General features: G+C 43.0%; 16 protein-coding genes and 2 pseudogenes. 7 read left to right on the forward strand and 11 right to left on the reverse strand.

Features of this window, described 5'->3' with window-relative positions:
• Window positions 1–111: 111 nt before the first annotated feature.
• Together AB6E08_RS14500 and tpx are read right to left on the reverse strand one after the other, a co-directional pair.
• Entirely contained in the window at window positions 112–720 is a 609-nt protein-coding gene (locus AB6E08_RS14500; RefSeq protein ID WP_017098654.1) for a redoxin family protein, read from the reverse strand.
• A gap of 2 nt (window positions 721–722) precedes the next feature.
• Window positions 723–1,220 carry a thiol peroxidase gene (tpx, locus tag AB6E08_RS14505; protein WP_017100137.1) on the reverse strand — a complete coding sequence of 166 codons (498 nt, stop codon included), beginning with the start codon at window positions 1,218–1,220 and terminating at the stop codon, window positions 723–725.
• A gap of 717 nt (window positions 1,221–1,937) precedes the next feature.
• Between tpx and AB6E08_RS14510 the strand changes: the two genes are divergently transcribed.
• The gene (locus AB6E08_RS14510) at window positions 1,938–2,585 is read left to right on the forward strand and encodes an IS5 family transposase (RefSeq protein WP_372160028.1); all 648 of its coding nucleotides are present in this window, start codon (window positions 1,938–1,940) and stop codon (window positions 2,583–2,585) included.
• A gap of 56 nt (window positions 2,586–2,641) precedes the next feature.
• Window positions 2,642–2,860, forward strand: a pseudogene (locus AB6E08_RS14515) (hypothetical protein); the annotation flags it as partial.
• Between the two features lie 87 nt (window positions 2,861–2,947).
• Here AB6E08_RS14515 and AB6E08_RS14520 read toward each other — a convergent pair.
• From AB6E08_RS14520 to AB6E08_RS14530, 3 genes are all read right to left on the reverse strand, one after another.
• Window positions 2,948–4,171: a DUF819 domain-containing protein gene (locus AB6E08_RS14520; RefSeq protein ID WP_372066782.1), complete on the reverse strand. Its 1,224-nt coding sequence runs from the start codon at window positions 4,169–4,171 to the stop codon at window positions 2,948–2,950.
• A gap of 525 nt (window positions 4,172–4,696) precedes the next feature.
• On the reverse strand, window positions 4,697–6,622 hold the full coding sequence (locus tag AB6E08_RS14525; protein WP_372066779.1) for a monovalent cation:proton antiporter-2 (CPA2) family protein: 1,926 nt from the start codon (window positions 6,620–6,622) through the stop codon (window positions 4,697–4,699).
• A gap of 3 nt (window positions 6,623–6,625) precedes the next feature.
• Window positions 6,626–7,240: an NAD(P)H-dependent oxidoreductase gene (locus tag AB6E08_RS14530; RefSeq protein WP_009845593.1), complete on the reverse strand. Its 615-nt coding sequence runs from the start codon at window positions 7,238–7,240 to the stop codon at window positions 6,626–6,628.
• Between the two features lie 303 nt (window positions 7,241–7,543).
• Here AB6E08_RS14530 and AB6E08_RS14535 point away from each other — a divergent pair, with 303 nt between their 5' ends.
• On the forward strand, window positions 7,544–8,620 hold the full coding sequence (locus tag AB6E08_RS14535) for a low specificity L-threonine aldolase (protein ID WP_372066776.1): 1,077 nt from the start codon (window positions 7,544–7,546) through the stop codon (window positions 8,618–8,620).
• 124 nt (window positions 8,621–8,744) lie between these two features.
• Here AB6E08_RS14535 and AB6E08_RS14540 read toward each other — a convergent pair whose 3' ends face one another.
• Complete coding sequence (locus AB6E08_RS14540; protein WP_017098479.1) at window positions 8,745–8,870, reverse strand: hypothetical protein; 126 nt, start codon at window positions 8,868–8,870, stop codon at window positions 8,745–8,747.
• Window positions 8,871–9,126: 256 nt separating this feature from the next.
• Here AB6E08_RS14540 and AB6E08_RS14545 point away from each other — a divergent pair, with 256 nt between their 5' ends.
• Complete coding sequence (locus tag AB6E08_RS14545) at window positions 9,127–9,561, forward strand: YccF domain-containing protein (protein WP_017075771.1); 435 nt, start codon at window positions 9,127–9,129, stop codon at window positions 9,559–9,561.
• Between the two features lie 123 nt (window positions 9,562–9,684).
• Here AB6E08_RS14545 and AB6E08_RS14550 read toward each other — a convergent pair whose 3' ends face one another.
• The 4 genes and pseudogenes from AB6E08_RS14550 to AB6E08_RS14565 form a co-directional block, all read right to left on the reverse strand.
• Window positions 9,685–10,614 carry a hypothetical protein gene (locus AB6E08_RS14550; RefSeq protein ID WP_372066773.1) on the reverse strand — a complete coding sequence of 310 codons (930 nt, stop codon included), beginning with the start codon at window positions 10,612–10,614 and terminating at the stop codon, window positions 9,685–9,687.
• A 235-nt stretch (window positions 10,615–10,849) separates the two neighbouring features.
• Window positions 10,850–11,110, reverse strand: a pseudogene (locus tag AB6E08_RS14555) (iron-containing alcohol dehydrogenase); the annotation flags it as partial.
• Window positions 11,074–11,211 carry a hypothetical protein gene (locus tag AB6E08_RS14560; protein WP_017101730.1) on the reverse strand — a complete coding sequence of 46 codons (138 nt, stop codon included), beginning with the start codon at window positions 11,209–11,211 and terminating at the stop codon, window positions 11,074–11,076. The pseudogene AB6E08_RS14555 and the gene AB6E08_RS14560, both read right to left, overlap by 37 nt.
• A gap of 238 nt (window positions 11,212–11,449) precedes the next feature.
• The gene (locus AB6E08_RS14565) at window positions 11,450–11,635 is read right to left on the reverse strand and encodes a hypothetical protein (protein ID WP_009845588.1); all 186 of its coding nucleotides are present in this window, start codon (window positions 11,633–11,635) and stop codon (window positions 11,450–11,452) included.
• Between the two features lie 213 nt (window positions 11,636–11,848).
• Between AB6E08_RS14565 and yjjG the strand changes: the two genes are divergently transcribed.
• Both yjjG and yddG read left to right on the forward strand, forming a co-directional pair.
• Window positions 11,849–12,523 (forward strand): pyrimidine 5'-nucleotidase, encoded by a 675-nt coding sequence (gene yjjG / locus AB6E08_RS14570; RefSeq protein ID WP_371708309.1) that lies wholly within the window; start codon window positions 11,849–11,851, stop codon window positions 12,521–12,523.
• Between the two features lie 193 nt (window positions 12,524–12,716).
• Window positions 12,717–13,643 carry an aromatic amino acid DMT transporter YddG gene (gene yddG / locus AB6E08_RS14575; protein WP_372066769.1) on the forward strand — a complete coding sequence of 309 codons (927 nt, stop codon included), beginning with the start codon at window positions 12,717–12,719 and terminating at the stop codon, window positions 13,641–13,643.
• An 18-nt stretch (window positions 13,644–13,661) separates the two neighbouring features.
• Here yddG and AB6E08_RS14580 read toward each other — a convergent pair whose 3' ends face one another.
• Window positions 13,662–14,558, reverse strand: coding sequence for a cation diffusion facilitator family transporter (locus AB6E08_RS14580; RefSeq protein WP_065105429.1), 897 nt, complete (start codon window positions 14,556–14,558; stop codon window positions 13,662–13,664).
• 282 nt (window positions 14,559–14,840) lie between these two features.
• On the opposite strand from AB6E08_RS14580, the gene AB6E08_RS14585 reads away from it, so the two are divergent.
• The gene (locus tag AB6E08_RS14585; RefSeq protein ID WP_009845584.1) at window positions 14,841–15,191 is read left to right on the forward strand and encodes a hypothetical protein; all 351 of its coding nucleotides are present in this window, start codon (window positions 14,841–14,843) and stop codon (window positions 15,189–15,191) included.
• Window positions 15,192–15,218: the final 27 nt, after the last annotated feature.

A 15,218-nucleotide genomic window follows, 5' to 3' on the forward strand; every position in this document is an offset into this window, starting at 1 on the left:
AGCTGATCAGATCGTAGGTTCTTGATTTAGTTCCATTGAATTACGCAACAAAGCCTAATTGGAATTAGGTTAATATATAAGAGGCTAATGCCCCTTATATATTTCCGGAGTCTAGCGGTTTTCTAACGCAACTTTCACTGCTCGTTCTAAACTAGGGATAGTTGTAAGTTCAGGTACTCTTTGGGTATAAATGACTTGGTTATTCATACCCACTACAATAATACTTCGACTAAGTAAGCCTAACTGCTTAATTTGAGTTCCTGTATTGAGGCCAAACTTATGTTCCGAAGAGTCAGAAAGATATGTCGCTCCGTCAAGAGAATGCTCTCTAATGAACCGCTGTTGAGTAAAAGGAGTATCCGCACTGACTGCATAAAATTCAATGTCTTGAAGTTTGTGATGGTTGCTTTCTATGTATTGAGAAAGCTCAATAGCTTGTTGAACACAAACAGGTGTATCAACAGATGTCAATATGCTATAAATTTTGATCGATTTACTTTGCGCACTAGTATCATAGCTTTCTAAATCTGAAGTCAACATCTTAGCCGAAGGCAATAAATCGCCTACTTCTAATGGTGTACCAATCAGATCAAACTTTGTGGTGTTATCAAGTGTGACGACTTGTGTCTCTCCAAATCCAGCATCGTCTTCAGTAGTTTCAAACTTTGCGAAGGCGTTTATTGAATAAAGGGTGGCAGCAACAATAAGTAGTTTACGCATGATTATGATAAAACCGCTAGCGCAGATTCATAGTTTGGTTCAGTAGTAATTTCAGAAACCAATTCGCTATGTTTGACTATACCATCTTGACCGATAACGATAACAGCTCTCGCAGCTAATCCTTCAAGCGCACCTTCATTTAAGTTTACACCGTAGTTTTCAGTGAATGATGACTCTCTGAAGAAAGAAGCGGTTGTTACATTATCAATGCCTTCTGCACCACAAAAACGATTCATAGCAAAGGGTAGATCAGCAGAAACACATAATACGATTGTATTGTTTAAATTAGCGGCTTTCTCGTTAAATGTACGAACGCTTGCAGCACAAACTGGGGTGTCAATGCTAGGGAAAATATTTAATAAGACATTTTTCCCTTTTAGGCTTTCTAAGGTTAGGCTATTTAATTCTTTGTCGCAGAGAGTAAAACTTGGTGCTACTTGATTAGGTTTAGGAAATAGACCTGAGATTGAAACGGGGTTACCTTGAAAAGTTATAGACATGTTAATACCTTTTTATTGTTTATTTTTTGGTTAGAAATTATTGAGCGGCGAGATAGTAATTTGATATTTATAAATAACAAATCCGATGTGTTGTATTCTATTTGTTATTATTTAAGATTCTAATAAATAAGATGTTAAGTCCTAAATGCCCATTGTTTTGGTCCGATTTGAATGGCTTGGTTGGTGTATAATTTAATTTTTTCTGTGGAGTTTCTGAAGAGTGTTCGTATTTAGGTGTGTTTTCGAAAATTAAATATTATTCATAGGGAAAGAACGTGATTTTTTACGTTGTTTTTTGATTCTTTAACGATGAGCGAGCTGTATTCAGGAATTAGTATTCATTCCTAAACAAAGAACCCCCAGTCATGCTGTTTTAGTTGGTCAACTTTCAAAGACAGCGTGACTTCTTACATTTACAATGAAATTAGACCATAGATTAAATTCATTATCATATTTTCTAACTATCCTATAACCACGATTTTGCAGTCACGCTCGCTAGTCCTATTGTATATAATTTTGAAAATAAAGACAAAACTGACAATCGAAACACAGGGGAATGAAAAAAACATTTGCATTTTTACTCGATATTTCGACTCAGACCTTAGCGAAGGCCTTCCTGCCAATGATTATGAATGGAAGGCTTTGTTGCGTAATTCATTGGAACTAAACCTAAAACCTACGATCTGATCAGCTACATTCACTCCCTCTCGTAGCCCTATGCCTAAACCTCGTTACAAAACAACCAACTGGAAGCAATACAACCAATCACTCATTAACCGCGGTTCTTTGACCTTTTGGATTGATGCGACTGGCCTTAAGGTTTATGGCGAAGGTGAATGGAAAGTCAAAAAACACGGGACAGATGGCAAACGTAGAGTCTGGCGAAAACTTCATATTGCCGTGGATACAAACACTCATGAAATTATTGCAGCCGAGCTAAGTCTATCGAAAGTTACAGATGGAGAAGTACTCCCGAATTTACTGAAACAAACTCGCCGAAGTATCCACGAGGTGTCTGGTGATGGCGCTTATGATACGAGAGCATGTCACGATGCAATTAAGATTAAGCGAGCCGTTGCGCTTATTCCTCCAAGAGAAGGGGCTGCCTTCTGGGAGCGGGGTCATCCCCGAAATCTCGCAGTAGGTTGCCAGAAGTTATATGGCTCAAATAAGTATTGGAAAGAGCGGTATGGTTACCACAAACGCTCCCTGTCAGAAACAGCGATGTATCGAGTTAAACAGTTATTTGGTGGTCGTTTAAGTTTAAGAAATTACAATGCACAAGTGGGAGAAACTTACGCGATGATAAAAGCGTTGAACAAGCTCACTGGGTTAGGTATGCCTGAAACTTGCCGTATTGACTAAGAAACGCACGAAATGGGGCTGCTCTGTCTCTAAACTGAATTACGCAACAAAGCCGCTCTGCGCCGACATTCTCGTATGATTGGAATAAGGATCAGGCGGAAATTCCGTTGAATATAAGCGTAAGCAAGACTACTGTGTTGAACGGACGTCCTTGGAAGTTTGGCATTGAAGCGAACTATTACCTTGAGAAAGACGAAGAAACGCGTCCAGATTTTATGTTGAGCTTTAATATCAGCCCAGTTGTTGAAAATAAGCTGGCGTCTTTGTTCGATTAAGCCGTTATTTGAAATACAGTTTTAGAAACGAAAAAGGCTGAACGATCATCGTTCAGCCTTTTGTGTTATTGGATTGAAGCGATTCTATTAACCCGCAGCAGCCTGCATGATGAGACCACAGATGTAAGCGCCGTATGTACCGAGAGCGTAACCCAATACTGCCATTAGGATACCTACTGGCGCCAGTGCTGGGTGGAATGCAGCTGCTACGATAGGAGCCGATGCTGCGCCGCCAACGTTAGCTTGGCTACCGACAGCCATGAAGAACAGTGGTGCACGGATAAGCTTCGCCATCACAATCATTAGAATGGCATGGATAGTTAGCCATGTGATACCAATGAAGAAGTAGCCTGGATTGTCTAAGATAGCCGTCACATCCATTTGCATACCGATGGTTGCAACTAGGATGTAGATGAACGCTGAACCAACTTTAGACGCGCCGCTGTGCTCAAGGCTGCGTGTAGATTTGAAGCATGAAGCGATGAGCGCGAACGTTGTCACCATTACGATTAACCAGAAGAAGCCTGATGTAAGGCTGTATTTCGCGAGTTCTGGAGCGTTGGTCGAGATCCAAGGTGCGATTAGGTCACTGAATAAGTGAGCTAGACCGGTAAGACCGAACGCAATTCCCGTGATCTTCATTAAATCTGTTGTGGTTGTTGGGCGAGCGTTCTCTTCTTGGTATTTAGAAACCGTCTCTTTTAGCTCTTCAATAGATGAAGTATCAGCTTTTAACCATGCATCAATCTTCTTCTGACGGCCTGCCATGATAAGCAATACAGCCATCCAAATGTTCGCACAGATAACATCAACCGTAATCATTGCAGAGAATAATTGGTCATCAACCTCGAACACTTCTTTCATTGCTGCTTGATTTGCACCGCCGCCAATCCAAGAGCCAGCCACTGTTGTAAGGCCGCGCCATACATCGCCAGATACAAGGTCAGGGTTAACTTGGTCGATAATTAGAATCGCTAAAGGCCCGCCAATGATAATGCCGACAGTACCGGTTAGGAACATGATGACGGCTTTAGAACCAAGACCAAATATTTTACGAAGGTCTGCTGAGATGATCAGAAGAACGAGTGCACTCGGTAATAGGTAGCGACTTGCAACGAAGTATAGCTTTGAGTTTGACGCATCGATGATGCCTAAACTATTCAATAGAGAAGGAACAAAGTAACAGAGCAATAGACCCGGAACGAACGAGTAGAATTTTTTCAGTGCGCTATTTGGGCTACTTTCCGTGATAAAAACACCGCCAAGAATAACAGCTAACATGCCCATTATTACTGCATCATTAGTAATCATTATTATATCTCCTTTAAGGTGAGCGCAACCGCCTCACTTTTTGAAGTGCAGGACTATACCGACAACTGGCATTCGTTACAAATTGTAACGATAGACATACTTTGAAACGTTTGTGTTAATTTTTATGGTTTGAATTTGTGAGTGCGGAGCGTTAATTATTGGCGATGTGAATGCTTTAGTGGCGACTTGTGGGGCGTGTTTAGATATATGCAATGTAACTCAAACGTTAGAGGATGGTCGCTACGAATTAGAACGACGACTGAAGGGCTTAAAAGAATGCATATATACCCCATTGACGGTATGGTTTATGTGGAGAGGTAATGTTTTATAAATGTAAAAAGTGAATTCATTTTTTACGGGTAGCTTGAGATTGAAAATTATAACTGGATCACATAAATGTCGTGGTTCATCTGATTTAGGTTCCGTGTTTTGGCTTCATCGGTCGTGCTATTCGTATTTAGAGAATGAAAAAGCGACCCGAAAGCCGCTTTTTGAGTGGTTGTTAACCTCGAATTTGAGCTCTGCTTAGGTTTGTTCTTCCTCAAAGCCATCTGCATAGCCTTTCGGTGGCGGTGTCCAACCTCGTTCTGAGCGAGAGTGCTTGTCTGAACGGTCTTTTTTCATGTCTTCTTTCATTGCTTCTTCAAGGTGAATGAAGATTTGTCGGTAGTTGTTGTCGTAACGTGGGTTCTCTTCCGCTTCAGACCAAGCTTGGTATAGTTTTTCAGACTTACGGCTTTCAACACGTTGATACGTTGATTTTTGCTGTTCAACGAAGAATGGATGGTGCCCTAAAGAACGTAGAGCTTCTGCGCCCATTTCGAGTGCCGAGTGGTACGTTTCTGAGACTACAGAATCTGCACCAGCTTCTCGTAGGCGGTAACTGTGACCACGGTCGAACGCACGCGCTAAAATTTTCACTTTAGGGTAGGTGTGTTTAACGTATTTTACTAATTCAACGCTTGAGTCTTGGTTATCGATAGCGACGACAAACATTGCGGCTTCTTCGATCCCTGCTGTATGCAATAAGTCATGACGAGTCGCATCACCAAAGTAAGATTTGATGTTGATAGAGCGAAGTAAATCGACTTGGTTGGCTTGGTGATCCAAAACCACAGTCTTGACATCATTCGACACCAATAAGCGGTTAACGATTTGACCGAATCGGCCAATACCAGCAATGATCACCGTACCTTTCTCTTCGATAGTATCGGCTTCTCGGTCGTTAGACTTTTGCTCGTAACGAGGAAGTATCACTTTATCAAATAGAATGAATAAGCCTGGTGTTAGGAACATTGAAAGAGCAACAACCAGCGACAGAGTTTGGACTATATCAGCAGGCAATACGTGGTTTTGAGCCGAGAAGCTCAGTAGTACAAAACCAAATTCACCGGCTTGCGCCAAGCTCAACGTAAACAACCAACGGTCGCTATTTCTAATTTTGAAGATCAACGCCAATGTAAACAACACCAAGGCTTTAAGTAGCATAACGCCAAGAGTGAGGCCAATGATCAAACCAAAGTCGTTGAATAGAACATCAAAGTTGATGCCCGCACCTACCGTAATGAAGAACAAGCCAAGTAGCAGCCCTTTAAACGGGTCTATATTAGACTCAAGCTCGTGGCGGAATTCACTGTTCGCCAATACCACACCTGCAAGGAAGGTTCCTAAAGCTGGTGAGAGGCCGACTAGGCTCATTAGTGCAGCAATACCAATAACCAACATCAGTGCGGTTGCAGCAAAGATTTCTCGCAAGCCTGAGCTCGCCACAAAGCGGAACAGTGGACGACTCAAGAAGTGCCCGCCGACCACAACAATCGCAATAGATGCTGTGATCACAAGGCCATAAGCCCAGCCGGGTAGGCCAGCAACAAGACTCAACTCTTCATGGTGATCAGAAGTCGAAGCGACCGCGCTTTGTGCAGCTTCGATTAATTCTGGCAATGCCAATAGAGGGATAAATGCCAGCATCGGAATGACAGCGATATCTTGGAACAGTAAGACCGAGAAAGCATTCTTGCCGCCTTCTGTCTTGGAGAGCCCTTTCTCATTAAAGGTTTGGAGAACAATCGCGGTAGATGACAGTGCGAAGATCAAACCGATAGTCAGCGCGATCGTCCAAGGTTGCCCGAAGAACAGAGCAATCCCCATGACTATGGCCGTTGTGCCACCGACTTGTAGGCCGCCGAGCCCCATCAGGCGGTTTCTCATTGCCCAAAGCATCTTCGGCTCAAGCTCAAGCCCGACCAAGAACAGCATCATTACTACACCGAATTCGGCAAAGTGTTGAATGGTCGTGGTCTCTTCACCCACTAAGCCGATGATTGGGCCAATCACCACACCGGCAATCAGGTAACCAAGCACAGAGCCGAGGCCAAGCCTTTTGGCGATAGGGACGGCGATGACTGCCGCGAGCAAATAGATAAATGCTTGTAGAAAATATCCTGTCATGATCTAACCTCTGCTCATCATTTCATCGACATAATGGTTTAGCTTTTCAGCCTTGCTTGCCTTTTTAAGATCGACTTCGCCCGCAACAAAAGCCTCCAAAAGCGATTTGTAGCTATTTACATGATCTTGAATTCGGCCTTCTTCTAACGCAGTACGTGAACCAAACAAAGCCAATGGAGCCAAGTAGTTCATGCCGCACAAAGACGCCGTTTGTTCGATTGGGTGAAGCAGTTCACGGATGGTGAAGTGGTTATAACCGTCAGTTTGATAAGCCTCTTTTTTGCCGCCAGCGGTGATACTGCATAACAAGCTCTTACCTTGCAGTTCATTACCGTCGGTGCCGTAAGCAAATCCGTATTCTAGGACGAGGTCTTGCCATTCTTTAAGAATCGCGGGTGTTGAGTACCAATATAGTGGGAACTGAAAAATGATGATGTCATGGTCCAACAGGCGTTTCTGTTCACGATCGATATTGATCTTGAAGGTCGGGTATTCAGCATAAAGATCGACACAGGTGACGCCTTCAATACGCTTGGCTTGCTCAAATAAGGGTTTGTTCGCTTCAGAGCGATGCTGAGAAGGGTGGGCGAATAGCACCAAGACTCGATTTTTCGACATATAGCCCTCTTTGTCCATTAACGAATAATATTTATTGGAATTATAGATATACAATAATAGAAGAATGGTTGAACAACAACGAATTAACCCATACTTATCTAGTTAGATGCGCGTGTTTTTAGGGACTTAATTATATAAAACACCCGTCAATTTGAGTATTTCCGGCACACGCAGCCGATGACTGCGCAAAACTAATTATTCGCTAATAATAAAAGCGAAGAGGTGCACTTTATGTCACCGTTGAAGGCTAACGTAAATAATTCAATCACCCTACATAGAACGACAATGAATAAAGGAAAAGGTATGAGCACGGACTTGCGTCAACAATGTAATTTGCTGCTTTCTGGTCACTTCGATCCAACACCAGCACAAACCTTCGCGCAAATGGCTGAATGGTGCGAAACACATGATGTGGCGCACGACACCTACGGTGATGGCGATTTTATTGAGAGTTTTGAAAGCAAAGTGGCTGATTTGCTCGGCTATGAAGCCGCCGTGTTTGTGATTACTGGCACAATGAATCAACCGACAGCGTTAGAGATTGCTTGCCAAGAAAAAAGAAATCCTTTGGTGGCGATGCACGAATCCAGCCATATTATGCGCCATGAACGCCAAGGGTATCAGCTCCAGAACCGTTTCAATATACTTCCGGTTGGTAATGTATTTCGCACTTGGAATGTCGACGATTTAAAGGCTTGGCCTGATGAGATTGCCGCGGCATTGTATGAACTACCGATGCGAGAGATTGGTGGTCAGCTGCCTGAGTGGGAAGAGCTTGAAGCGATAAAGCAGTACTGCAAAGAACAATCGATTCATCTGCATATGGATGGTGCTCGTTTGTGGGAGTGTGGCGCGTATTATCAAAAGCCATATAGCGAGATTGCTAAGGGGTTCGATACAGCTTATGTTTCGCTCTATAAAGGATTAAATGGTCTTGGGGGGTCACTCCTACTAGGTGATAAGGCTTTCGTAGCAAAAGCTTCAGCATGGATGAAGCGTCAGGGCGGAAATGTTTATCATCGCACGCCTTACGTGGTTTCGGCAGCAATGCAGTTTGATCAACGGATCGAGTTGATGCCAGCATTGTATGAGCGTACCAAGCAAATCTATCAAATCTTACAAGATTACCCGCAGTTCAAAGTGAACCCGCAGCAACCCCAAGTAAACATGCTTCACCTCTATTTACCGGTGAGTTTTGAGGGTGGCATTATCCTGCGCGACAATATAGCTAAGAAGCACAAGGTTTGGATAGGAAACCCAGCGATCAGCGAACTGCCTACCCAATGTAAGATTGAATGGTATGTGGGTGATAACTTACTAAACTTGCCAGATCATGAGCTGATCGACATTCTAGACTTTATTAACGAAGAGCTGATTTAATTAACTAAGAGTTGATTTGATCGCAGAAGAATTGAATTAATTACAGTAGAAGTGATTTAACTGAGATGAATACAGGACATGTTTCCTGTATTCATTTTTACGCCGATAGGATGGCGGGGTCTTGTTACATGTATTGGTTGATGTACACGTCGACTAAAAACATGAATACAGGCACCGTGCTGAGAAGTCCGAAGAAGACGATTGGCACCCAGTTTTTCATTTTCTTTTTAGGTTGCTCAGTGTTGCTCATAAATTCGGCCTTAAATTAGTTGTTGTAGTTGTTGTAGTTGTTTAGCTTTGTGATACTAAAAATCTACGAACATGGTATCAAATAAAATCGATGATCCCTATGCGGATTTGGCGTTTCGTGGTGTGTATCAATCACAGGAAATGTAGGCGATTCATAAGCGGTTCATAAAGACTCAATAATAATGAACCTATTAGAACAAGTATTGCCTTACTCGGCATATGAAATAAACAGTATTCAAAGGTTTGGAGAAGACAACATGAGAACAATAGGAAACATCATTTGGTTTCTGTTTGGTGGCGTATTTATGGGGTTGGCATGGTGGTTCTTCGGACTGCTCGCATTCCTCACCATCGTTGGTATTCCATGGGGTAGAGCGTGTTTTGTAATGGGTAACTTCTCATTCTTCCCATTTGGTCAAGAAGCGATTTCACGTGATGAATTGACCAATGAAACTGACATCGGGACCAGCCCACTTGGTATGATTGGTAACATCATTTGGTTCTTATTTGCTGGAATCTGGTTGGCGATTGGTCACATCATGTCAGCAGTAGCGTGTTTCATTACTATTATCGGTATTCCGTTTGCGATTCAGCACCTTAAGCTCGCGGTTATCTCATTGGCGCCAATCGGTAAAACCGTGGTCGACAAGCGTGAAGCAGAAGCGGCACGAGTAAGAAACTACAAGGGTTAAGACTACAGCTTAAGCCTTATATAGAACTGAAAAAGCACATCACATGATGTGCTTTTTTGTATCCATGTTTTTATCTCACGATGCCCGCATGTCACAAACACTCACTCACTAGATATTGTTCGACTAGACATTGTTGAACAAGACTTCAAGCCTAAGGGTGATGTTGGCTTCTTCGGTATGTTCCTCATAGGGCTTTCGTTCCCATTGATAGCGCGGAATCAATTCGTAGAACAGCCACTCTTTCCAAACGTTTTCTCGGTAGGTTATCGACACTTGTGAATATTCGTAGTGGTTATACGGCTCGCTGGTTGCTGTAATCGTCGCGCTGTATTGCAGAGCTTGGTCTTGAGAAAGGTAGTGATACAAAGTCAGCCCCGTACCGTACTCCCAGCCTTTAAGGTCGTCGTTATAACCTGCAAAGTTCGACCATCGCGCTAAGAAGTCATCACTCAAAGAAAGATCAAAATCGATATCGGTGATCTCGCCAGTTTCTTGCTTTTCTTGATACACACGTTGGGTCAGCCTGAATACGGCATCGGTAGTGAGAGGGTAGGTAAAGCGATAACGAGCTTCAATACGCGGACGCAGTGTCGCTTTAATATTGAAGCTACTGTAACCCTTCGCATAAGCATCGTAACGAAGGCCGAGTGCGCTCTCTAATTCCTCTGAATCTTGTGGAAAGAAATCAAAGAACTCTTCATCGCTGACAGATTCGTAGATTAATTTTAGGCGCTTACTCGCAAAGGGAAGATGTAAACGTGCGTTGAGCTTGGTTGAGTAGTCGACGTCACCACCTTCTGAGTAAATAAAATCGTTGTACCAACGCACAGAAGTGCCCGCTCGAGCATCTTCGGTAATGCGGTCATCGACAAAGAAACTGTCAAACCATAATGCGGGTTGGCAAAATTTACTGTTGAGGTAGTGGTAGGCTTTTTCAACAGGGGCGTCTTCTAGCGGCTGACTGTGACTGTGACACTCATTTTGATCCTCTGCTTGAGCGGAGTGGGCAACGAGTGAAGCTAATAATGAGGTGCTAACTATCCAACGACTCAATGGAACCTGTTTGTCATTCTATATATCAATAGTTTGACTATAACCAAGCGATCGCAACAATGCGACTTTTTAGTGGTGAGTAGCTAGTGATTCGTCGTTCTTGGTTGGCTATGAAGGCAAAGAATTGAAAGAGACAGGAAGAAAAAAAACGGGCTCAGAAGGTGAGCCCGTTTGTGTTAGCTATTTGTTTTTAGCAAGAGCCGCGTGTTTCTAGCTCGAATAAATTGTCGCTAGATTACATTGCCGCTTCGAAGATCGCTGAGATTTCTTCGTGAGTCGCTTGTTTAGGGTTAGTGAAACCACAAGCGTCTTTAAGAGCGTTGTCAGACAGAGTCGGGATGTCTTCCAATTTAGCACCCAGTTGAGCAATACCTGTTGGGATGTTCACGTCATTTGCTAGTTGAACAATCGCGTTGATAGCTGCTTCTGCGCCTTGCTCTGCTGTCATACCTTCAACATTCACACCCATCGCTTTTGCAACATCACGTAGACGATCAGACCTTTTTTGAAGCCTTGAGACTGAATGCTATCAGCAGCATCTTTCAAACAGCCAGTACCCATGAAGTTGATTGTAGGGATGTAAAATGCAGTAGACATTGGAAAACTCCGTTAATTATGATTTTTTAATTTCCTACATGTTGTCGGCAATCAACTGGTCGACCATTGATCTGGAACAACTTTGATTCCGAACTACCACTTTGTGATTATGTGTTGTGATAGGGCTCATATAGCAATCGTTTTTATGGTTTTCTTATGTGTTTATTGTCAGTAATGGAAAGCGAACTATTGATTGATTTAATAACAGAATTGCGTTCCATGACCATGAAAGTAAAGGCTATTCACTCAACGTCGGTTCAAGTTCAGTTTGTGTCGATGGTTTGCGTGAGTCATCGTTAGCTTCAATTTGAGGTTGCTGAGACTCATCGGTATCTAAGGCGTCAGAGGTGTCTTCTGGTTGTTCATCATAATACTTAACAAGGAATGGGGTGAGCATGACGGATGACGGTAAGAAGTGCTTCATGGTACCTCCCGGTACTTAAGTGTATTTCTTGTATGGTATTGGTTTAATATGTGGCAAAATTTGCGATATATCATGACTTGTTGCTTGTTTTCTATAAATTCTTAGAACTATATTCAGGCTCACAAAATTGATAGTAGAATGCACATCTGGCCTTTGAGGCAACGAGAAAATAAATACAAGCACTGCTCAACCGCGCGAATAATAGGACATAAAATGAAGTACGATTGGATATTCTTTGATGCAGATGAAACTTTGTTCCACTTTGATGCTTTTCAAGGAATGAAGCTGATGTTCTCCCGTTTTGGCGTGGACTTTAGCGAACAGGATTATTCAGTTTATCAAGAGGTTAATTTGCCGTTATGGGTCGATTACCAAGATGGCCGTATTACGGCTGCACAACTGAAGCACACGCGTTTTGAAAGCTGGGCAACAAAGTTAGAGACAACCACGGCAGCACTAAACAGTGCGTTTTTAGCCGCAATGGCAGACATCTGTTCTCTGCTTCCTGGTGCAAAAGAGTTGATGGAGTCGTTAAAAGGCAAAGTGAACATGGGCATCATCACCAATGGTTTCACAGAGCTGCAGTCAATCCGTTTGGAACGAACAGGAATGACAGACTACTTTGATCATGTGATCATTTCTGAAGAAGTCGGTGTCGCTAAACCAGACGCGGAAATTTTTGAACATGCACACAAGCTGATTGGGTTGCCATCAAAGCAAAGAGTATTGATGGTCGGGGACAACCCACACTCTGATATTTTAGGTGGCTTGGATTTTGGTATTGAGACCTGTTGGTTGAACAGCCAAGAGAAAGCGACGCCAGCAGGAATTAACCCTCATTATCAGGTTAAGTCTCTGGCTGACCTGCAAGCACTTTTGTTGGCATAATTGCTAATTGCTAATTGCTAATTGCTAATTGCTAATTGCTTTTAGATTTTTGAGTAAATGATTGATAGCCGAGTACAGTTATGTGCTCGGCTACTTATTTTTACTTACTGCAACTTATCGATAGTGGTGTTTAAGCCTACCTTTGCTTAAGCTCGCTTTGATTACCTAATTACAATAAAAAGAAGGAAGAGGCGTGCTGAAATCTCATCGCCATAGCTGCTACGGCATTGCTGCCATTTTACTATGGAGCTGCTTAATTGCATTGTCTCGTAGTGTGTCAGAACAACTGGGCCCAATTGGTGGTGCTGCCAGTCTTTATACAGTGAGCTCACTGTTGTTAGTCTGTGTTATGGGGTTACCTAAGCTGTCGCGCTTCTCTAAATCGTATTTGATGATCGGTGGTGCCTTATTCGTTTGCTACGAAATCTTCTTGGCTCTGGCTTTAGGAATGGCAAATAGCCGACATCAAGCCTTAGAAATGGCCGTTATCAACTACCTATGGCCTGCACTAACGGTGTTGTTTGCGGTGCTGTTGAGTGACAAAAAGATAAACTGGTTGGTTTATCCAAGTATCGTCTTAGCGTTTTTTGGCGTGGCTTGGAGTATCAGCGGCGATCAGGGGCTTTCTGTCGATCAAATCGCGGCTAATATTGCAACCAACCCTAAAACCTATTCGATGGCATTCTTCGGCGTGATTATTTGGGCGGTATATTGCAATTACACCCAACGCGTTGCTAAAGGACAGAATGCGATTGTGCTTTTCTTTATCGCTACGGCGATTACTTTGTGGATCAAATACGCATTGAGTGATGAAACCGGCATGGTGATGACTTCAAGTGCTGCGATTGACTTAGTGCTTGCTGGGGCATGTATGGGGGCTGGTTACGCGCTTTGGAACACAGCGATTCTGGGGGGGAATATGGTGTTTCTTGCAACCATGTCTTACTTTACGCCAATCTTCGCGACGTTACTTTCCTCGATGATTTTGGGCTTGTCATTGACCATGACGTTTTGGCAGGGCGTATGTATGGTAACTGTTGGTTCACTGGCTTTCTGGTGGGTAACCAGAGACAAAAAGACGACGGTTAACGCGTCGGCTTCTGAAGAGGTTCAGTCTTGAACTTAAGAGAGAATGCTCTTAGCTCGCGATATTGAGGTTCAATTGAAGCTCATAAGGCATCTTAGATAGGCGTCGCTTAAGTTGGCGGCGCGTACGTTCAATATCATCGACCGCAATCGCTTGTTGGTCGTTGGTATGAATATCAACATTGATTCTTAATTCAGGACCAACCTTAGTCACACCCATTAGCTCCAAATCTTGGTCCGCATCTTTGTCCACAGCGACAACATTCTTATCTACCGCGTCACAAATATCTTTGGTTGCCGACATCATTAGCAGTTCACGCATTGCTTCACGCAACATGTCGAACGGCACTTTGATGAAGTAGAAAGACATCAGCAACATCATCATTGGATCGGCATATACCGCGTATTCAGCAAACGGAGAGTAAGCCACCAACCAAGCAACAACGAAACCTGCCGTAACTGCCACACTCAACAGCGTATCCATTTGCCACTGTTTAGACTCAGCTTGAATCAAACCCGAAGAAATACGTTTGCTCTTGTTAGCGATGTACCACCAAGCGTAACCACAACCCAATACGTTGAAAATACCAAACAGAGTTGCGATAGAAGCATCAACTTCACGACCACCTGTCATCAGAGCACCAATCGCAGAGTAAAGCGAATAACCGACCACAAGCAGAATCACAATCGCTTTAATGGCGATTACGATTGGCTCAATGATTGCTCGACCGAACGGGAACTCCCTGTCTGATGGGCGATTAATGTATTTCGAAGCAGCTAGTGACAATAAAGTTAACAGTAAACTGATAAGAGAATAGACACCGTCAAATACTATGACTAGAGAGCCAACGAGAAGACCCAACACCAATCCGCCAATCGCGAAGCCTGATGCTAAAAGGGCTGAGAACAATAGTACTCGGTTTTCGTTTTGGCTTTTCCTGTCACACATAATATTTTCCAGATGTTTTTGATAACTTCATTGTTCTAATATTGAGCTAGCTTTACAAACTTTATCTGATGACGTTTATATGTCGGTAACTCGTTTTATACTCAAGTTATTATAATTCAATAGCTTAGTGATAGACTCGGGTGTCAGTAAAGTTGACGATGACTGTTTTCTAGAGATGGTGTGCAAGTAAAATAAGATCGCTTATGATTAATAAAACCGATTGGTTGCAAGCGTTTTATCGAATTGTGTTATTTGGCTGCAGTTTCAAAGGAATGGATGAAGATGAAATTTGATGATCTCAACGATAGCGAGTTGTGGGCGATTGCTAACCCGATCATGGACAATTTGATGGACGGTTCAACCAAGGTTGACCATGCTCAACACTGCCGAGACTTTACGCAGCGCATGAAGGATATTGTGACGCCTGAGTATCTGGAAAAGGTGTGTCATCATTATCAGCACAGTAATGGCTTTTTTGCTGAACGTGAGCCTGTGGCGCTATTCAGACGCTCCGATTCCATCGCCTTTGTTTGGAAGCAAGCGTATACCATTGCGAAAGGCGAATTTGTGGCAGAAATGGTGTTAGTTGAAGAAGACGGACGTTATTTAGTGGATCACGTGATGGTCTTCTAAAGAGAGGGCTTTCTATTTGTTAGACGA

This window comes from Vibrio sp. 10N.247.310.24 (genome assembly GCF_041467175.1).
GTDB lineage: Bacteria > Pseudomonadota > Gammaproteobacteria > Enterobacterales > Vibrionaceae > Vibrio > Vibrio tasmaniensis_A.